General features: G+C 62.8%; 13 protein-coding genes and 3 pseudogenes. 4 read left to right on the forward strand and 12 right to left on the reverse strand.

Annotated features, from left to right (window positions below; genetic code table 11):
* Positions 1-47 precede the first annotated feature (47 nt).
* The 10 genes and pseudogenes from EN818_RS21915 to EN818_RS21960 all read right to left on the reverse strand — a co-directional run bounded on the left by EN818_RS21915 (position 48) and on the right by EN818_RS21960 (position 10,397).
* Positions 48-1,031, reverse strand: coding sequence for a beta-ketoacyl-ACP synthase III (locus EN818_RS21915; RefSeq protein ID WP_135905291.1), 984 nt, complete (start codon positions 1,029-1,031; stop codon positions 48-50).
* Positions 1,028-2,293, reverse strand: coding sequence for an adenosylmethionine--8-amino-7-oxononanoate transaminase (locus EN818_RS21920; protein WP_135905293.1), 1,266 nt, complete (start codon positions 2,291-2,293; stop codon positions 1,028-1,030). The genes EN818_RS21915 and EN818_RS21920 overlap by 4 nt, the downstream gene beginning before the upstream one ends.
* A complete protein-coding gene (bioD, locus tag EN818_RS21925; RefSeq protein WP_135905296.1) occupies positions 2,290-2,928 on the reverse strand; it encodes a dethiobiotin synthase in 639 nt (212 codons plus the stop codon). The genes EN818_RS21920 and bioD overlap by 4 nt, the downstream gene beginning before the upstream one ends.
* Positions 2,925-4,079 carry an 8-amino-7-oxononanoate synthase gene (locus tag EN818_RS21930; protein ID WP_135905298.1) on the reverse strand — a complete coding sequence of 385 codons (1,155 nt, stop codon included), beginning with the start codon at positions 4,077-4,079 and terminating at the stop codon, positions 2,925-2,927. Before EN818_RS21930 ends, bioD begins: the two co-directional genes overlap by 4 nt.
* Positions 4,076-5,074 carry a biotin synthase BioB gene (bioB, locus tag EN818_RS21935; RefSeq protein ID WP_135905300.1) on the reverse strand — a complete coding sequence of 333 codons (999 nt, stop codon included), beginning with the start codon at positions 5,072-5,074 and terminating at the stop codon, positions 4,076-4,078. The genes EN818_RS21930 and bioB overlap by 4 nt, the downstream gene beginning before the upstream one ends.
* Before the next feature lie 58 nt (positions 5,075-5,132).
* Positions 5,133-5,585, reverse strand: coding sequence for an aspartate 1-decarboxylase (gene panD, locus EN818_RS21940; RefSeq protein WP_135905303.1), 453 nt, complete (start codon positions 5,583-5,585; stop codon positions 5,133-5,135).
* 389 nt (positions 5,586-5,974) lie between these two features.
* Positions 5,975-6,856, reverse strand: a complete 882-nt coding sequence (gene nadC, locus EN818_RS21945; protein ID WP_135905305.1) for a carboxylating nicotinate-nucleotide diphosphorylase — start codon at positions 6,854-6,856, stop codon at positions 5,975-5,977.
* A gap of 1 nt (position 6,857) precedes the next feature.
* The gene (locus EN818_RS21950) at positions 6,858-8,399 is read right to left on the reverse strand and encodes an L-aspartate oxidase (RefSeq protein WP_135905307.1); all 1,542 of its coding nucleotides are present in this window, start codon (positions 8,397-8,399) and stop codon (positions 6,858-6,860) included.
* Positions 8,396-9,370 (reverse strand): annotated as a pseudogene (gene nadA, locus EN818_RS21955) (quinolinate synthase NadA). The gene EN818_RS21950 and the pseudogene nadA overlap by 4 nt, the downstream one beginning before the upstream one ends.
* A 64-nt stretch (positions 9,371-9,434) precedes the next feature.
* Positions 9,435-10,397 carry a hypothetical protein gene (locus tag EN818_RS21960; protein ID WP_135905309.1) on the reverse strand — a complete coding sequence of 321 codons (963 nt, stop codon included), beginning with the start codon at positions 10,395-10,397 and terminating at the stop codon, positions 9,435-9,437.
* An 810-nt stretch (positions 10,398-11,207) separates the two neighbouring features.
* Here EN818_RS21960 and EN818_RS34470 point away from each other — a divergent pair.
* Both EN818_RS34470 and EN818_RS21980 read left to right on the forward strand, forming a co-directional pair.
* Entirely contained in the window at positions 11,208-11,750 is a 543-nt protein-coding gene (locus EN818_RS34470) for a hypothetical protein (RefSeq protein ID WP_348630948.1), read from the forward strand.
* Positions 11,751-12,287: 537 nt separating this feature from the next.
* The gene (locus EN818_RS21980; protein WP_066991372.1) at positions 12,288-12,752 is read left to right on the forward strand and encodes a ProQ/FinO family protein; all 465 of its coding nucleotides are present in this window, start codon (positions 12,288-12,290) and stop codon (positions 12,750-12,752) included.
* A 403-nt stretch (positions 12,753-13,155) separates the two neighbouring features.
* Here the strand turns inward: EN818_RS21980 and EN818_RS21985 are convergent, their stop codons facing one another.
* The gene (locus EN818_RS21985) at positions 13,156-13,368 is read right to left on the reverse strand and encodes a hypothetical protein (protein WP_066991369.1); all 213 of its coding nucleotides are present in this window, start codon (positions 13,366-13,368) and stop codon (positions 13,156-13,158) included.
* 153 nt (positions 13,369-13,521) lie between these two features.
* On the opposite strand from EN818_RS21985, the pseudogene EN818_RS21990 reads away from it, so the two are divergent.
* Positions 13,522-13,740, forward strand: a pseudogene (locus tag EN818_RS21990) (flavin reductase family protein); the annotation flags it as partial.
* Between the two features lie 21 nt (positions 13,741-13,761).
* Positions 13,762-14,418 carry a hypothetical protein gene (locus EN818_RS21995; RefSeq protein ID WP_135905315.1) on the forward strand — a complete coding sequence of 219 codons (657 nt, stop codon included), beginning with the start codon at positions 13,762-13,764 and terminating at the stop codon, positions 14,416-14,418.
* A gap of 277 nt (positions 14,419-14,695) precedes the next feature.
* Here EN818_RS21995 and EN818_RS22000 read toward each other — a convergent pair.
* A pseudogene (locus EN818_RS22000) lies at positions 14,696-16,286 on the reverse strand (MFS transporter).
* Between the last annotated feature and the right edge of the window lie 789 nt (positions 16,287-17,075).

Here is a 17,075-nt window from a genome sequence, read left to right on the forward strand (position 1 = left end):
TGGAACTTTTTTTAGGCGCTGCTTTGCATCGGGTGGAATCAGCCGGGTTAAAAACCGACCACCAGCGCCCCGCCGGCTAGCCCCGCGCCCGCGGCGGCCAGCAGCAGCTTCTCGCTCGGCCGGAAGGGATTGGCGCCGTGGGCAACCGACAGCGACAGTGGGATCGTCGCAGCCGACGAGTTGCCATAGTCGGCGATGGTCTTGACGATGCGCTCATCCTCGATGCCGAGCGACTTGCCGGCCGCGTTGAAGATGCGGGCATTCGCCTGGTGCGGCACGAACCGGGCGACGTCCAGCGCCGAAAGGCCGGCCGCCTCCAGCGCTTCCATGGAACAGCGGCTCATCATTTCCACCGCCTTGGCGAAGACTTCGCGGCCGTTGGCGATGGTCATGCGGGTTTCGGCGATGTCGATCTTCTCCGCGAAGGGACGGTTGCTGCCGCCGGCCGGGATGTGGATCAGGCCATAGGCGGACCCGTCCGAGGCAAAAGATGAGCCGAGGATGCCGTGGCCGGGATCGCCGGACGGGGCGAGCACCACCGCGCCCGCGGCATCGGCGAACAGCACGGCGCTCGCGCGCTCGGCCGGATTGATCCGCCGGCTCAATATGTTGGCGGCAATCACGATGGCCGGCTTGTTGTGCAACCGCACGAAGCCGTCGGCGAAGGTCATCGCATAGATGAATCCCGCGCAGGCGCCGGCCAGGTCGACCCCGCCGACCCTTTCAAGGCCAAGCCTGTGCGCCACCAGCGGCGCGCTCGGCGGCAGCAGATGGTCCGGCGTCGACGTGGCCAGAAGCAACAGGCCGATCTCCTTGCGATCGATGCCGGCGGCCTTGAGCGCCATGTCGCCCGCCTTTGTCGCCAGTCCGGAAAGCGTGTCGCCGGGCTCCGCCCAGAAACGCGACCGGATGCCGGTGCGCTGCTCGATCCAACCTGTTTCCAGCCCAAGGTTTGCCTCGATCTCGGCATTGCCGACCCTGCGCGCCGGCACGTGATGGCCGAGGCCTATGATGCGCGCCGTGCGGTTCATCTGGCGCCGCCCGCAAGCGCGGCCGCCTCGTCTATTGCCGCGTAGAGGCGGTCGAGTTCGCCCGATGTCACGCAATAGGGCGGCAGCACGTAGATGACGTTGCCGAGCGGTCGCACCAGCAATCCGCGCTCGAGGAAGAAGGTGCGCAGCTTGGGGCCGACCTCGGCCAAATAGCCTGCATTGCCGACACGGAGGTCGAGCGCGGTGATGGTGCCGGCCGTGCGCACATTCTCAAAACGCGGATCTTGGCTGAACCGTGCAACCTTTTCCGCTTGCATTCGCGATAGGGCGGCCACGCGTTCCGCCACGGGTTCGTCACGCCAGATGCCGACATTCGCGAGCGCTGCCGCGCAGGCGATCGGGTTCGCCGTGTAGGAGCTCGAATGGAAGAACGTCCTGGCCCGATCGCTGGAATAATGCGCGCGGAAGATCGCATCGGTGGCAAGCGTCGCCGCGAGCGGCAGCGAGCCGCCCGTCAGCCCCTTGGACGTGCACAGAATGTCGGGCGCGACCGCTGCCTGCTCGCAGGCGAACATGGTGCCGGTGCGGCCCCAGCCGGTCATCACTTCATCGGCGATGAGAAGCGTCCCCGAGCGCTCGGCAATACGCTTGAGTTCGGCGAGAACTGAGGCCGGATACATCAGCATCCCCCCGGCGCCGAGCACCAGCGGCTCGACGATCAGTGCGGCAACCTGGCGGTCGCGCGCCAGCCGTTCGAAGGCGTCGAGCGTCTTCTGCTCCTGGCCCGCGGCGGGGAAGGGGATGGTGTCGACCTCGAACAGCAGGGGCTCGTAAGCGGCGTTGAAGACGCCACGCGCGCCGACACTCATCGTTCCGATGGTGTCGCCGTGATAGCTGTGTTCCATGACGACGATGCGCGAACGCGGCGCGCCGTTGTTGCGGTGAAAGCCTAGCGCCATCTTCAGCGCCACCTCGACGCTGGTCGAGCCGCTGTCGGAAAAGAAGACCCAGTCGAGGCCCGCCGGCGCCATGTCGACCAGCGCCGAAGCCAATCGCTCGGCCGGCTCATGGCTGAGGCCGGCAAAGATCACCTGGTCGAGTGTCTCGGTCGCCTCGCGGATCGCCTCCACGATCTTCGGGTGGCGGTGGCCGTGGGTGATGACCCACCAGGAGGAAATCGCGTCGAGTATGCGCTTGCCGTCGCGTGTCTCGACATAGGCGCCTTCGGTGCGCACGATCAACGGCGGCACCGGCTCGGTGGCATGTTGGGTAAACGGATGCCAGACAGCGGAGCGGCTCAATGTGGGATCTCCGCGAAGTCGGCGGCATTAAACGAAGCCGTCATGGCCGCGGAAAGTGTTCCAGGTGTCAGCGACTGGAGAAAGGGAAGACGACCAAGCACACGCACCTTGCCCATCTGGACGATCGTTTTTTGCGTATCGACCATTCTCTCGCCGATGAACACCACGCCGAGCAGCGGGATTGAGCGGGCGCGAAGAGCCTCGATCGAGAGCAGCGTGTGATTGATGGTGCCGAGCACGGTGCGGGCGCAAAGCACCACCGGCGCGTTCCACTGTGCGAAGACGTCGATGTAGAGTGTGCGCCTGTTCAACGGCACCATCAGCCCGCCGGCGCCCTCCACGACGAGCGGACGGTCCGTCTTGGGCAGTGCGAGTTGACCTGCATCAATCTCCACCCCGTCCAACTCGGCGGCGCGGTGTGGGGACAGCGGCTCTCTAAGGCGCCAGGCTTCCGGCAACACCCGGTCGGTAGACAGTCCTGCCAGAAGAGAGACAACCTGGCTGTCGGTCTCTTCGCGGTTGCCCGCCTGCACCGGTTTCCAGTAGATGCCATCGAGAAGCGCCGTAAGGCCCGATGCGAACACCGTCTTGCCGATGCCGGTGTCGGTGCCGGTAATGACAATCTGCACCGTCATCGGACGCGCTCCCATTCTGCAGCCAAAGCATCAAACAGTGCCGAGACGTCGGCTTCGCCGACATTCAGCGTCAGGGAGATGCGCAGCCTTGCCGTGCCGTCGGGCACGGTTGGCGGGCGGATGCCCCGCACGTCGAAACCGCGCGACTGCAACGCCGCTGCCAGCGCCATGGCGCGGGCATTGTCGCCGACGATGATCGGCAGGATCTGCGAACCGCTTGCAGGCAAGCCAAGGCCCTCGGCCCTCTTGCCTGCAAGCGTGACCAGCCGCGCCAACCGGTCGCGGCGCTCCGGCTCGTCGGCGACGATGTCGAGCGCCGTTGCCGCCGCCACGGCCATCAGTGTCGAAGGCGCGGTGGCGTAGATGAAGGGACGGCACCGGTTGACGAGATAGTCGCAAAGCACCGCGGGCGCGGTGATCAGCGCGCCGGATGCGCCCAGCGCCTTGCCGCAGGTGTGCAGCACCACGACATTGTCGCGGCCTTCGAGATCGTGCGCGAGCCCGCGCCCGTCCGGGCCATAGACGCCGGTGGCATGGGCCTCGTCCACGAACAGGAATGCATCATGCCGGTCCGCGACCGCGATCAGTTCATTGAGCGGAGTCCGGTCGCCGTCCATGCTGTAGAGGCTCTCGACCACGATCCAGGCGCGGCCCGCGCCGCCGCTCGCGCGCCAGTTTCGGATCGCACTGTTCACGGCGCCGGCATCGTTGTGCGCGGCTTCCGTTACTTCGGCGCGGCCGGCTCGCGCCCCCTCATGTGCGCTGGCATGGACGAGTTCGTCCAGCACGATCAGGTCGCCCTTCTGCGGCAAGGTCGTGAGCACCGCGAAATTGGCGATGTAACCGCCGCCGAAGAACAGCGCGCGCTCGGCGCCGAAGAACGCGGCCGCCTTGGTTTCGAGCGCTTCATGCTCGGGGTCGTTGCCGCGCAGCAGCCGTGAGCCGGTCGCTCCGACGGGCGTACCCGCAGCGAGCGCCGCCGCGACCGCCTCGGCCAGGCGCTTCGAGCGAGCGAGGCCGAGATAGTCGTTGGAGGCGAAGTCGAGGCCGGCGCGGGCGCTCAGGGTCCGCAACCGGCTCTTGCGGGCCAGCCCGCGCAGGCTGGCCTCGTAGCGGTCGAGCAAAGCGCGCCCGTTCGCTCGGCCCTTCACTGGGCTTCGCGCTCCATCGGTTTGATGCCAAGCCGGCGAAACAGCGCGCTGTCCTTGTCCTCTCCAGGGTTCCCGGCGGTCAGCAAAGTGTCGCCGACGAAGATGGAGTTGGCGCCGGCGAAGAAGCACAGAGCCTGCATCTCGTCGCTCATCGCCGTGCGGCCGGCGGAGAGCCGTACATGCGATTTCGGCATCATGATGCGGGCAAGCGCGATCGTGCGCACGAATTCGATCGGCTCGATGGGGTCGGCCTCGCCGAGCGGCGTGCCCTCGATCGGGATCAGCATGTTGATCGGCACGCTGTCGGGTGGCTCCGGCAGGTTGGCTAAAGTCACCAGCATGTCGATGCGGTCGGCCTTCTCCTCGCCCATGCCGACGATGCCGCCGCAGCAGACCTTGATGCCGCTGTCGCGGACATTGGCAAGCGTATCCAGCCGCTCAGTGAAGGTCCGGGTCGAGATGATCTCGCTATAGTAGCGCTCGGAGGTGTCGATGTTGTGGTTGTAATAGTCGAGGCCGGCCTGCTTCAGCCGCTGTGCCTGGCCGAGGTCGAGCATGCCGAGCGTCATGCAGGTCTCCATGCCGAGCGCCTTCACGCCTTCGACCATGGCGACGACCACCTCCATGTCGCGCTCCTTGGGGCTGCGCCATGCAGCTCCCATGCAATAGCGTGTGGCGCCCGCGTCGCGCGCCTTCCTCGCCTCGGCGATGACGCGCTGAACCTCCATCAGCTTCGAGGCCTTGAGGCCGGAGTGATGATGCGACGACTGGCTGCAGTAGCCGCAATCCTCCGGGCAGCCGCCGGTCTTGATCGAAAGCAGGCGCGACAGCTGCACCCGATTGGGATCGAAATTTTCACGATGGATCGTCTGGGCTCGGAACAGCAGGTCGTTGAAGGGAAGATCGTAGACCGCCTGGGCTTCCGCCCGCGTCCAGGGCGGATGGGCCCAACCGAGAGGGTCCGATGTCAGGTCCGAGGCAAGTTCCACGTTCATTCCACCTCCATCAGCAAAACGTTGGGGTATCGGCCAAGAAAACGGACTTGGGAGCCCGTCACGATCTGCCCACCAGCGCCGGCACGGGCAGGGGAGTGCGAGCTTCGTCGAGGATGAAGAAGCTGTAGCGTCCGTCCGCATCGCGCTCGACCGAATAGGTCAGACGATCGACGACGCGATTATCCTTGTCGAAGGTCAGTACGCGCGGTTTGAGCGCGGTGAGCTCCGCCTGGTCCACATAGACTGAATTGCAGATGATGACCTGGTCGCCTGGCTGGCAGGTGCGGGCCGCGGCGCCGTTGAGAATGCAGCAGCGTGACCCGCGTTCGCCGAGGATGACATAGGTCGAAATCCGCGCGCCCGAATTCTTGTTCCAGATCTCGACGAATTCCATCGGCAGCATGCCTGCCTGTTCGCAATGGTCGGGATCGAGCGTGATCGAGCCGTGATAGTCGAGATTGGCCTCGGTGATATGGATGCCGTGCAGCTTGCCGGCAACGATTTTGCGCATCCCTTCCTCCAAAGCGACTTTCGATCCTGGCCCCTGTGCCTCGCGTTCGTTGCGCCTATCGCGTGCCTTCTTCGGCTTGAGCGCAAGAACGCTCCCTTCTGATCGCGTCGCAGGATTCGGTGAAGGCGACATCCAACAGGCAACCGAGTGCTTCCAGTCCGTGAGAGGCAGCCATCTCCCGCAGTTCGTCGAGCCGGCAGATAATAAAGCCAAGTGCTTCCACGCGGTCCTTTGTTTGCCCCTGGCCCGTCGCTTTCTCCTCGCCGCTAGAACTATTCGGTCCGCCAAGGAGCAGGCTTGGGTCAGCGGTCGGTGGAACCAAAGACGTGGTGGCGCGAGTTAGTCTGCGGCCAAAGGAGTTCCTGCGGTCCCGGTTCATGCGCTGTCCCTCAGTTCAAATGCCTGCGGCAATTCCGGTCCGCGGGCATATCCAGGCCAATGTCGAGAATGGGAGCGCTATGGGTAAGCCAGCCGACCGAGATGAGATCGACGCCGGTTGCCGCAATTGCTGGGGCGCTCGCTCGCGTGATCCGGCCCGAGGCCTCAGTGATCGCGCGGCCACCGACCATCGCCACAGCTTGGGCAAGGTCTTCGAGCGACATGTTGTCGAGGAGTACGGCGTCGACGCTCGCCTGCAGCGCCATCTCAAGCTGATCCAGCGTGTCGACCTCGACCTCGATCTTGACCATGTGACCTATGGCGCCACGCGCCCGCTCGATCGCGGTGCGGATGTCGCCGGCAATGGCGATGTGATTGTCCTTGATGAGCACGGCATCGTCGAGCGCGAAGCGGTGGTTGGCGCCGCCACCGGCGCGCACGGCATATTTTTCCAGGACACGCAGGCCAGGCGTCGTCTTTCTTGTGCAAACGATCTTTGCGTTATAGCCCCGCACCGCATTGACCAGCGAGGCTGTCGCCGTTGCGATGCCGCTCAGCTTGCAGAGAAAATTGAGCGCGGTCCGCTCGGCCGTCAGCAGGCTGCGCGCCGGCCCTGTTACAATTGCAATGGTTTCTCCCGCCGACACCTTGCCGCCCTCGGGGCACCGCAACTGCATGCTGATCCCAGGATCGACCAGCAGGAAGGCAAACATGACCAGATCGAGCCCGGCCACAACACCAGCCTGCCGCGCAGTCAATGCAAACGTCGCCTTGCAATCGGCGGGGATGATCGCATCGCTGGTGATGTCGCCGGCTCTGCCAAAATCTTCCAGAAGGGCACTGCGCACGATGGGTTCCATGATCATCTGGGGAAGCGGTGCAAGGGAAGTCATATCAACGGCTCCGTTCGGATCTCTGCCAGCTGAGCGCGACGGCACTCTCAAAGGCTGTGCAGAGCGTCAGTCGCGAGGGGAGGGCGGCAGCATCGCGCCCAGGAAAATCGGACCGGTAGTGCGAACCGCGGCTCTCCTCGCGGCGTAATGCCGCGATCGCGATCAACAGCGCAACCTGGGCCGGGTCGGCCGCGGCCGTCTCGCCAACGGCGATCGGCAGAAGGGTCGAGATCGCCTCGAGCAGCGCTTTGCCATTTCGAAAGATGCCAAGCGTATTGGAGACAAGTTGGCGTACAGGTGAGGGGTCGGGTCGCAATGGAAAGACTGCCGGCAGCCTGGGCCATTGCCAGCCGGCTGAGGTGCCGGCCACACTTGCCGCGACCCAGGCGGCTGTTGCAACGGCTTCGCTCAGCGAGTTGCTGGCGAGACGGTTGGCGCCATGCAGCCCTGTGCATGCGACCTCGCCGCAGGCCCACAAGCCGCCAACGGAACTGCGCCCTTCAGCGTCTACCGCCACGCCGCCCATGTGATAGTGAGCCGCCGGACGCACGGGAATGGGCTCCATGGCCGGATCAATGCCGGCCTGCTTGCAAGCGGCGTCGATCGCCGGGAAGCGTTTTGCGAATTTTTGCCCGAGGCATCGCCGGGCGTCGAGATAGACACGATGCCCGGCGGCGAGCTGATTGGCGATCGCGCGGGCGACCACGTCGCGCGATGCGAATTCAGCGCCAGGTATAGTGGCAAGGAAGCGGTGACCGTATTCGTCCACCAGCACCGAGCCTTCGCCCCGTACCGCTTCGCTTATAAGCGGCATTGGCCGGCGCGGCGTGTCGAGCGCGGTCGGGTGGAACTGCACGAATTCCAGATCGGCAAGCTCCGCGCCGGCGCAGGCGGCCAGCGCAAGGCCATGCCCGTATGAGGAAAGCGGGTTCGTGGTATCGCCAAAAAGGCCGCCGATGCCGCCAGTCGCAAGCACCACACGGCGGGTGGGCAAAGCAAACACGCCACTGTGCAGGACGGCCAACAAGCCCACAATGCCGCCCTCTGCAACGACCAGGCGAAGGGCTGTCGCACCTTCCATGATTGTTATCGAACGGGTTCGCCGCGCCACGGCGAGCAGCGCGCGGAACAACTCGCGGCCGGTGCCATCACCGGCGGCATGGACAATGCGGCGCCGCGAATGAGCCGCCTCCAGGCCGAGCCGCAGTTTTCCGTCTAACGCGCGGTCGAAGGGCGCGCCCAGACGAATGAGGTGGTCGATGGCTGCGGGGGCTGACTCGACGACCCGCCTGGCCATCGCTTCATTGCAAAGGCCGTCGCCGGCAGCAAGCGTGTCGGTCAGATGGAGTTCGGGGCTGTCGTCGTCCCCCAGGCTCGCGGCAAGGCCGCCTTGGGCCAACGTGCTTGAGGTTTCGGTTCCGAGCGGAGCGCGAGAAAGAATAACGACCGGCTGTGGCGCCAGGTGAAGCGCGGTCATCAGGCCGGCGATGCCAGCGCCGATAATGACCGGCGCCCCGCCAATGTCATGGATGTCTGGGGTCATACGAAGAGCATGCGCTCGACGGCCCAGCGGGCCCGCTCGGCTACACGCGGATCGATGGTGACGATGTGACGGTTTTCCTCGATCGCGCTGCGGATGTTACGAAGCGTGACGCGTTTCATGTGCGGGCAAAGGTTGCACGGACGCACAAAATCCACGTCCGGATGCTCGACCGCGACGTTGTCGCTCATCGAGCATTCCGTCATCAGCACGACGCGCGCCGGTTTGTGTCGTTCGACATAGTCGGACATCGCCGCACTCGAGCCGGCGAAGTCGGCCTCAGCGACCACCTCCGGTGGGCATTCTGGATGGGCAAGTACGGTCACACCCGGGTGGGCCTCGCGCAGATCGCGAATGTCGTTCGCACTGAAGCGCTCATGCACCTCGCAGCGTCCCTTCTAGGCGATGATCTCGACCTTGGTCTGCGCCGCGATGTTTTTCGCCAGATATTCGTCGGGCAGCATGATGACGCGAGGCGCATTGAGCGACTTCACGACGGCCAGCGCATTGCCCGACGTGCAGCAGATGTCGGATTCCGCTTTCACGGCCGCGGATGTGTTGACGTAGGTGATCACCGGGACGCCGGGATAGCGCTGGCGCATCTGGCGCACGTCCTCGGCCGTGATCGAGTCAGCCAGCGAACAGCCGGCGGCAAGGTCAGGAATGAGCACGGTCTTGCCGGGATTGAGAAGCTTCGCCGTCTCAGCCATGAAATGCACACCTGCGAGCACGATCACGTCCGCGTCGACCACCATTGCCTTGCGGGCAAGCGCCAGGCTGTCGCCAACGATGTCGGCCACGCAATGGAAGATCTCTGGCGTCTGATAATTGTGCGCGAGGATGACGGCATTGCGCTCACGCTTCAACGCCAGAATGGCCTCGATGTCATCGGCAAAGGCCGGCCATTCCACGGGCGGGATTACGCGTCGGACGCGCTCATAAAGTGACGCGGCCGTAGGTAACGCGCCAATCATCCGCGCCTCCGCTTATATTCAGGCTGACAACAAGCGGCATATATCTACGTCGACTATAAAGGTGTCAAGCCCGCGAAAGCGGCAATTTTGTTCCGGCAACTGCCCGGTCATCGAGGACCTCGCGTCGGAAGCGAAAGAGCTTTGCCGGCCGCCCGCCCGTATCGAGGGCGGTTTCGCCTGTTTCTTCGACCAACTCCTGCTGTTCGACGAGCCTGCGGAAGTTCGGCTTGTTGATGAGCCGGCCGGCCAGCGCTTCCACGGTTCGCTGCAGTTGCAGCAGCGTGAAGGTCGGTCGCATGAGCTCGAAGACCACCGGCCGGTATTTGATCTTGGAGCGCAGCCGCGCGATGCCAGTCGCAAGGATCCGGCGATGATCGCAGACCATCGCCTTGCCTGACACTGTTGCCGGGAGCGTCATGCTCGCGTTGCCGCCAGCCTCTTCGACTAGGCCCGCCTCGAAAAGCAACTCATAGCGCTGCAGCGTAAGGTCCTCGTTCCAGGGGCGATCGTCGAGGGCAAACGCGATCGCCGCGCGCTGACCGCGTTCGCGCCGGGCTGCCATACTGCTGGCACCCTTCGCCCAGGCCATCAGAGGCCGGTGCAGGATGCTCAGCGCTTCCGGCGCGCCGGACCGGTGGTCTTCCCATGGAAAATACGCGTACCAGCTTTTCCAGTCGCTCTTGCGTGACACGGCAATAGCTTCTTGCCGGGTCAGCGCAAGATAGCTGATCGAGATGTTGCGCTGTTGGCGCCCAGCCTCGATGCGGTCTCGGTCAGCGAAGGTATAGAGCTGCTCGATATAGCCCAGCGGATGGCCTGTCTGCTGTTCGACCCAGTCCCTCAGGCCAGACTGCAGCGATCGGTGGCTGAGCTCGAACGGCCCAGAGGGCAATGCATCCTGCTCTCCGATGGTGAGGACGCAAGGCTCGCGGTCTGTCACGGCAGCGACAACCGCGATCAAGTCCAAATTGATGTCGCGGCTTTCCCGAGCGTTGCTATTTTTGGTTCGTGTTGCTTGGTGGTGCATGTTGCAGAACGTGGCCGTGCTCTGTGAGGTGACGCGGCTAAACCGATTTAATCAAACGTGTACTATGCCGGGCCGCTCGTCAACGGCGTACCTGTACGGTGTTTTGGTGCTCGCACTTGCATAAAACTGGTCCAAACGCGACACCCGCGTAGGTAACGCAACGGAAGGGCGCGCCTTTCTGCCGACCGTGAAGACGCGGCGAGCGTTCGATCTCAGCCAAGTTAGGGACGGTCATCAGGTGGGACAATCTCATTAGGCGTATGGCAGAATAGAGAACACAAATAGCCACTAAGCGGGACAGGAACTGAGCTCGCAAAGCTTCGGTTTTCGGATCATGTCTCCTGATTTAACTGAGAGCGTGGGCCGATTCCCTACGACCACTTGTCTGGCAGACCGGCGCCTCCGGGTTCGCGACGAGCGCATCATCCTCCCAACTGTCCCAGAGCTTTGTCCCCACGTCTACGCATTCGCCCGAGCCCCAGTTAACGGTCGGCGTGGGTTGGGGTGTCCACCGGGCGGAGCTTTGGCTTCGCCCAATCTTCCTCGGTCGGCATAGTGTTCGATGGGCTAAACGCGCGAGCACCTTCCCTCACAGCTCAGCCCAGTGAATCCGCCGCGCGCGCCTCACCCGAAGCCCGGAAGAGAATTAAATCTTCCCTGTGCAGGAAGAACCGACGCGCGAAGAACTCAAGATTTGGGTATTGCTCCCTTTCTGCGCGGCCGCCGCAGTGACGCCCAAGATTGCACGGCAAGGTTGCAAATTGGGTGATCTGTGATAAGGAAATGTGAAATCAGAAGAGGCCTATTGAAATGAAGCGCATGCAAGAAAAGGACATTCCCGCATTCGTGCAGGACGTGGTCGCAACCGGCTGCGATATCTGCGCCGTCGGTCCGAGTTGTTACTCCCTGGGCGATACCGATGCTCCGCGCGGCAAGCGTAGGGGATTGTACAAGAAGCTCGGCGAAATCGATGCGCGCTACGGCAGCCGCGATCACTTGCGTTATCAGATTGCGGAGCACCTGGCCTCGATTGGCCGCTACATCGACGCGCCCCCAAAGGAGGAGGAGGAGGCCTGGATCGATAATGAAACACCCGAGTTGGCCGAGGTCACGCCTTACGACGTGGCGCACTTTCAGACTTACGCCGTCCTGCTGATGTCGGAGGAGATGGGCCTCGACTGGCGCAAGGTGGCACGAGCCATCTTGAACATTGACCCAGAGCGCCAGCCGGAACGGGCACGTCGGGCTTGGACATCCCATCTGGCGCGGGCGCGGTGGCTAGCGACGAGCGGGTGCGGGCAGCTTCAGAGCGATCGGTTTGGAATAGCCGCCCCGGTTAGGAAGCTCGCATGACCAGCCAGCCGTTGCCAAAGGCGAACATGGGACTTTTTGAGCGGCGGCGTGTCGAAAAAACTGCAAGCTTTTTTCGTTATTACGCTAAATCGGGTACTAGATCGACACGTCCAGGACGGCTTGGCATCATCAGGATGTAGGGTTCGTTACGCTGCTCAACGCCATCCTTGTGATGGCGTTGAGCAGAAGGCGAGCTCCGGACCTTAGGCGTTAGCCTAGCGTTTCGCGGCTGGCTTCTTGATTGGAATTGTTTTTTCTTCCCATGCCAAGTTGCCGCCGATTAACTCGGGGCAGCCGTCCTTTGCCCAACGGCATAGCCGACAGTTCTTGCGCGTTCGGAAGGTTGGTCGTCCGATTGATCGTTTCCGTTCCTCAGAAGTCGCGAGGAGATTGGGAGGGCAACGGTATTCATCTGGAAGCTAGGATGCGCTGCGTTGCCCCTGCCCGGCGACTTTTTCAGGCGTCCACAATCATTGCATATATGGGTGCTACGGAGCGTCCGAACTGGGAACAAAACAAATCGGGCGAGGCTTGATCATGACGACCCCCAACCGAGGGAAATCGCCCGCACAGCTTTTCCGGCATCTATCGGCAAAGTGGCCTGCGGCGTTCAATCCGAAAGCGCCCATGCCGCTTAGGATCGGCATCCATCATGACATTCGCGTGCTGGACGGCGAACTGTCAGATGATGAATTGAGGAGAGCCCTGCGCGCCTATACCAGCATGCCCAGGTACTTGGCGAGACTGAATGCTGGCGCTGTGCGGGTCGATCTTGATGGCGAGCCGGCCGGCGAGGTATCGGATGCGGAGGCGGCGAGCGCCAAGGCTTTGCTGTGCGCCCGCAAGAACAAGGAAGAGACCAAGAAGACGCCGGAGCCAAGGGTGCCTGATGCCCCGCCCCAACCGAAGCCGAAGCAAACGGCCGTGTTCAACGCGAAAAATACGGCTGGAATAGTCGTTGAGACGAAGCGTCGCCGGTCTTTCCGAAAGCCGATGGCTTGAGCGCCACAGATCTCCCAAGACTCATGGGCTTCCGAGTAATAGCCATGATGAAGAGGTCGATGCCCCAGAGGAACATCTCCCGAGTCAAACGACGCCTCTTCAACCGGGATTGCCTCGCTATGGTAGCTGTGTCCTGCAGGATGGCGCACCGGGTGCAGCTGCCTACCTGTGGAAGATACGCGTGGGAGGGAAAGCCCTTTTCCGGAAGGCGTTTGCCCCTCGTCCGCACCAACCAACCCCTTGCGTTTGTCTCCAGGCAGACTCATCCTGCCGCCTGCGCGTCTGCCGCCCAGCGCTGCTTGAAGAGATGCTCTCGACCGGCGTCAAACCACCAGCTTTGTGATCATAGCATCGGGGGCACAGTTCGGCCGGAGCGCGGCAATTTCGAGAGCGGCGAGATCCGCTAAGCCCCACATTTTTCCGCTATTCCGGCGATGCATTCCTCGAGCCGCTCGAGGCGGAATTTCGCAATGCGAAGTTCATTCCCTGCTTCGAAACGTCGATGGCGCCCCTGTGGCGTGGTCGCCATGAGGTTGCGCTCCAGTTCCGCGATGCGCACACGCATCTGCCGCGCCTCATCCTGACGCAAGGCCTTGATCCATCCCCGTCCGCGCATCAGTCTTCCTGCCCGCCCCAAAAGTCATGCAAACATGCCATCGAGACCCTAATTTGCGGCAAGCTGAAACGCTCTAAATTTAACTTCCGCTAACGCGAGGAGACGAAACAGCGCGGCTAGACAGTCAACGAAGCGGACACGACCACCGCCCATTCGTTGTCTGTCGAACCCGAGGTGATGGTGGTCAGCATCAACCTGAACTCGTCAACGTGGGGAGCCATCAACCAGCATCGGCATTTCTGCGTCAGCGTGCTTCGAGCCGACCAGATGGCGATCGCCGAGCGGTTCGCCGGACGCGGTGGCCTGAAGGGGTTCGGCTCGTTACGAAGGAGCCAGTTGGTCTGCTCTGGCGACCGGCGCACTGGCACTTGAAGACGCGCTCGCCGCGGTCGATTGCACGTCGAGGACACGATTGTGCGCCACAGCCACGCGCTCGACCTCGGCAGCGTCCGGCATGTGGTCAGCGGAGTGCCGGGGCAGGCTCTGATCGATCATCATTGGCGCTTACGGATCGTCTTGAGCAAGCGGTACGCCAGTGAGGGGGCCGCAGGCACGCTTTTATTCTCCTTCTGGCCCGTTGAACAGTCGACCTACCGCTCAGCCCGGCTCTGGCGCAGCGCCCACGGCAGGCGCCGCTTCCATCGTTCACCTCGCGGCAGAGGAACATCTTTCTGCCACCGCTTCTTGCGGCGAGTTCGTCCAGTCGGTGTGTGCGATGCATCCGGAACCGGCGCTTTCTCGATCGTTGGTGGCTCCGGAGGCGATGCATCGGGCACGGTCATCTCCTTGGCCTGGGACACTTCTTCAGAGGTGGTGAACACGGGCTGGGAAAGATTTTCGCCAGGACCAATCGGCTTGCCGCGTCGCCTCAGCGACCGCACCTTTCGTGTTTGCTTTCGCGACATCGTTCGTGATGGCGGCCAGGTCGATGCCAGCCCAGATCGACTCTGGCCGCTTTACGAGGCCACGCTTCTGTCTGATCTCGACGACAAAGGGTCGCTGCTGCTTCATAGTGCTCTCGGCGCTTGGGGGATTGCGAAGTTCGTCTAAGCCCATCGCGTGCCGTCGTCCACGCATTTTCCACATCAACCCAGCACGCGCATGGTGTCCGCATCCGGGAGGCTGTTAGGAGCCACGTCCTGACCGGATGAAATTGGTCTTTGGCTTCTGTCGCGGACACAGGATATTGCGTACCCACTCGCGCGAGACAGCCTGTTGTACATCTGCGCCGCTGGCCATCGAATCGCGGTGGTTGTTCCGCGCTCGCCACGACCATTAGCAGTACCAACATTAGCAATCGCTGGTGCCTAGACGTGACGGTCAGGCTTCAATGACGGGGAAGTGGGAGGATTGCGCGTTTACGAGGCGGGCTGGTCGGCCGCTCAATCGATAGCGTCATTTGAGGCGCTGCCTCTCCCGCCTGCAACTGGCAGACACGCTCGTCCAATTCCTTGTCTACTTCCGTGAGACGATGGTTGAGGCGAAGGTAGTCCGTCCAGGTCGGCGTGCGGAATGTCTCTGTCCATTGCATGGGCTTCTGCAGGTTGCGCTGAAGCGTCCAGTTCCGAGCACCGACGCGGGCTGTGGATATGCCTGCGCTGTCGCATGAGCTCGAGGAAGGCCTCGACATTTTTCTCGGCTATCCGATATTCGACCTTGACCACGATAGGACCGCTTCTCGGCTTCAAATTGAGAGCGACAGCTGGGGCGTCGAATTCCTCCAAAGGATCGGGCTCGGACTCGCGGCGCTCGCGTAGAGGAAACAGAATGCCAGCTGCGGCGACGAGCAGCAGCGCTCCAGCGGAACCCTCCAGCGCCCACGTCAGGGAATGGCTTTGGGAGACCGTGCCCCATACCCAGCTGCCGGCCGCGATGCCGCCATCTATCAATGCATAGTAGATCGAAATCGTGCGCCCCACGACCCAGCGCGGGCTCGCCAACTGCACGCTCACGCCAACCCCAGACCAGGCGGTGACCCAGCCGGCGCCGCCCAAGGCGAGCGCAAGTGCGGCCACCGGAATCGAAGAGGTCAGTGCAAGGGAGAGGGAGCAGGCCGCGCAGGCGACGCACGCGAGCTTCATCAGACGTTCTTGCGACAAGCTCCGTCTGAATGTGCCGTTGGAGATGCCGGCGAAGACGGCGCCCGTCCCGAAGCCCGCCATGAGCGTGCCATAGGCGAGCGGTCCGCCTCCCAGATGATCGCGGACTACCAGCGGCAGCAGTGCGAGAATGGCGATGCTTGCCAGGCCAAACAGGGTTCCGCGTGCGATCGCCGCCTTGATTTCCGAAGACATCGCCGTGAAGCGCAGCCCGTCATAGATCGCCGTCCTCATTGACTCGCGCGGGAGAGGCGAAGAGCGAACCTGCCACTTGCAGCGCCATATCGTGCCCAAAGGGACCAGATAGGTGAGTGTGGTCACGGTAAAAGCTGCCAAAAGCCCAAACGAAGCAACCACGATGCCGCCGAGCGCCGGGCCCACGGTCCGGACCGTGTTGAAGCCGACGGAGAGCAGGGTCACGGCAGCCGGGACATCGCGGCGGTCGACGATATCGCCAACCGAGGCCTGCCAGGCGGGATCGTGAAGAGCACCGCCGCATGCGATCAGGAAGCTGAAGCCGAGGATCATCCACGGACTGACAAAGCCCAGCGCCACAACCGCCGTCAGCATTGCAGATCCTATCACCATCAGGCAGCGGCCGGCGAACATGACCCTGCGACGGCTGAAATTATCGGCGAGGGCTCCGGCGAAGACGGACAAGATGAAAGCGGGCAGGTTCGATGAAGCCTGGACCAGCGCAACCATCAGATCGGAAGTCGAGATCGTCGCCATCAGCCAGCTGATGGCGACAGTCTGCATCAACCAGCCGAGGCTCGAGACCTGGGTAGCGAGCCAGATCGAACGAAAGGTCGGCTGCATGAGGGGCGCAAACGTCGTCGGCGCAGCCAAATCTTCAACTGATCCAGCCACTCTACTCATTTTTTGCGAGCCTTTGCTTTCCGTTATCGGCCGTCTCGCATGTAATCTCGACTGAACCGTGGCGGCTGGCAAAATTGAGAGAAACTCTTTTGCCTCCGACGAATGCGGCCACAGGTGGCAACCGGCAATGCGGTCGCGGCGAACAGCCCACCAAGAATGATTGAGGCGGCGACGAGCGGCACATCCCAGAATCTACGGCCAAAACTTGAATAAAGCGCTTAAGCGGAAAATCCGCTTCGAGCTGGCGCTTGCGGTCGACGATGTCGTCGGCCGAGATCGAGATCCAGCGCAAGGGTCAATCGCTGCGCATAATCTTTGCTTCAAGCGCGGCTCCATCGAAAGCTTTTCGAGCAGCTGGTGGATGGGCCTCACCACGTCAATAGGCGTCCATCGCTGCCTTTCCGTTTTCTCGGTCTGACGATGAAGATCATGCAGCAGGATAGCGGCAGCATCACTAACATTGAACACGATGCGCTCTGAGCTATGGCGGCTAACCCGAACACGACCCGCTTCTCAAATCTGCTAAATCTCGACGCAATGCCGTCTCGACGTACCCCGCGCCTGGCCACTGCCTCAAACGTCGCCGCGAACACCCGCTCCTTCTCCTCCCGATACCAGCGCCGGCGCCGCTCGACCGACGTGATGCTTCGTCACAGGGCTACTGCCAGTGCTTGCACAAGGATTTGCGGCCTTCAGCCTACCTGAGCAAGGCGGCCGTCCCCGTCGAGA

This window comes from Mesorhizobium sp. M3A.F.Ca.ET.175.01.1.1, from assembly GCF_004791945.1.
Lineage (GTDB): Bacteria > Pseudomonadota > Alphaproteobacteria > Rhizobiales > Rhizobiaceae > Mesorhizobium.

Bases quoted from the DNA above. Each gene is read 5' to 3' on its own strand.
- EN818_RS21915 (WP_135905291.1), bottom strand. From the start codon at position 1,031: ATGAACCGCACGGCGCGCATCATAGGCCTCGGCCATCACGTGCCGGCG.
- bioD (WP_135905296.1), bottom strand. From the start codon at position 2,928: ATGACGGTGCAGATTGTCATTACCGGCACCGACACCGGCATCGGCAAG.
- bioB (WP_135905300.1), bottom strand. From the start codon at position 5,074: ATGAACGTGGAACTTGCCTCGGACCTGACATCGGACCCTCTCGGTTGG.
- panD (WP_135905303.1), bottom strand. From the start codon at position 5,585: ATGCGCAAAATCGTTGCCGGCAAGCTGCACGGCATCCATATCACCGAG.
- nadC (WP_135905305.1), bottom strand. From the start codon at position 6,856: ATGACTTCCCTTGCACCGCTTCCCCAGATGATCATGGAACCCATCGTG.
- EN818_RS21950 (WP_135905307.1), bottom strand. From the start codon at position 8,399: ATGACCCCAGACATCCATGACATTGGCGGGGCGCCGGTCATTATCGGC.
- EN818_RS21960 (WP_135905309.1), bottom strand. From the start codon at position 10,397: ATGCACCACCAAGCAACACGAACCAAAAATAGCAACGCTCGGGAAAGC.
- EN818_RS34470 (WP_348630948.1), top strand. From the start codon at position 11,208: ATGAAGCGCATGCAAGAAAAGGACATTCCCGCATTCGTGCAGGACGTG.
- EN818_RS21980 (WP_066991372.1), top strand. From the start codon at position 12,288: ATGACGACCCCCAACCGAGGGAAATCGCCCGCACAGCTTTTCCGGCAT.
- EN818_RS21985 (WP_066991369.1), bottom strand. From the start codon at position 13,368: ATGCGCGGACGGGGATGGATCAAGGCCTTGCGTCAGGATGAGGCGCGG.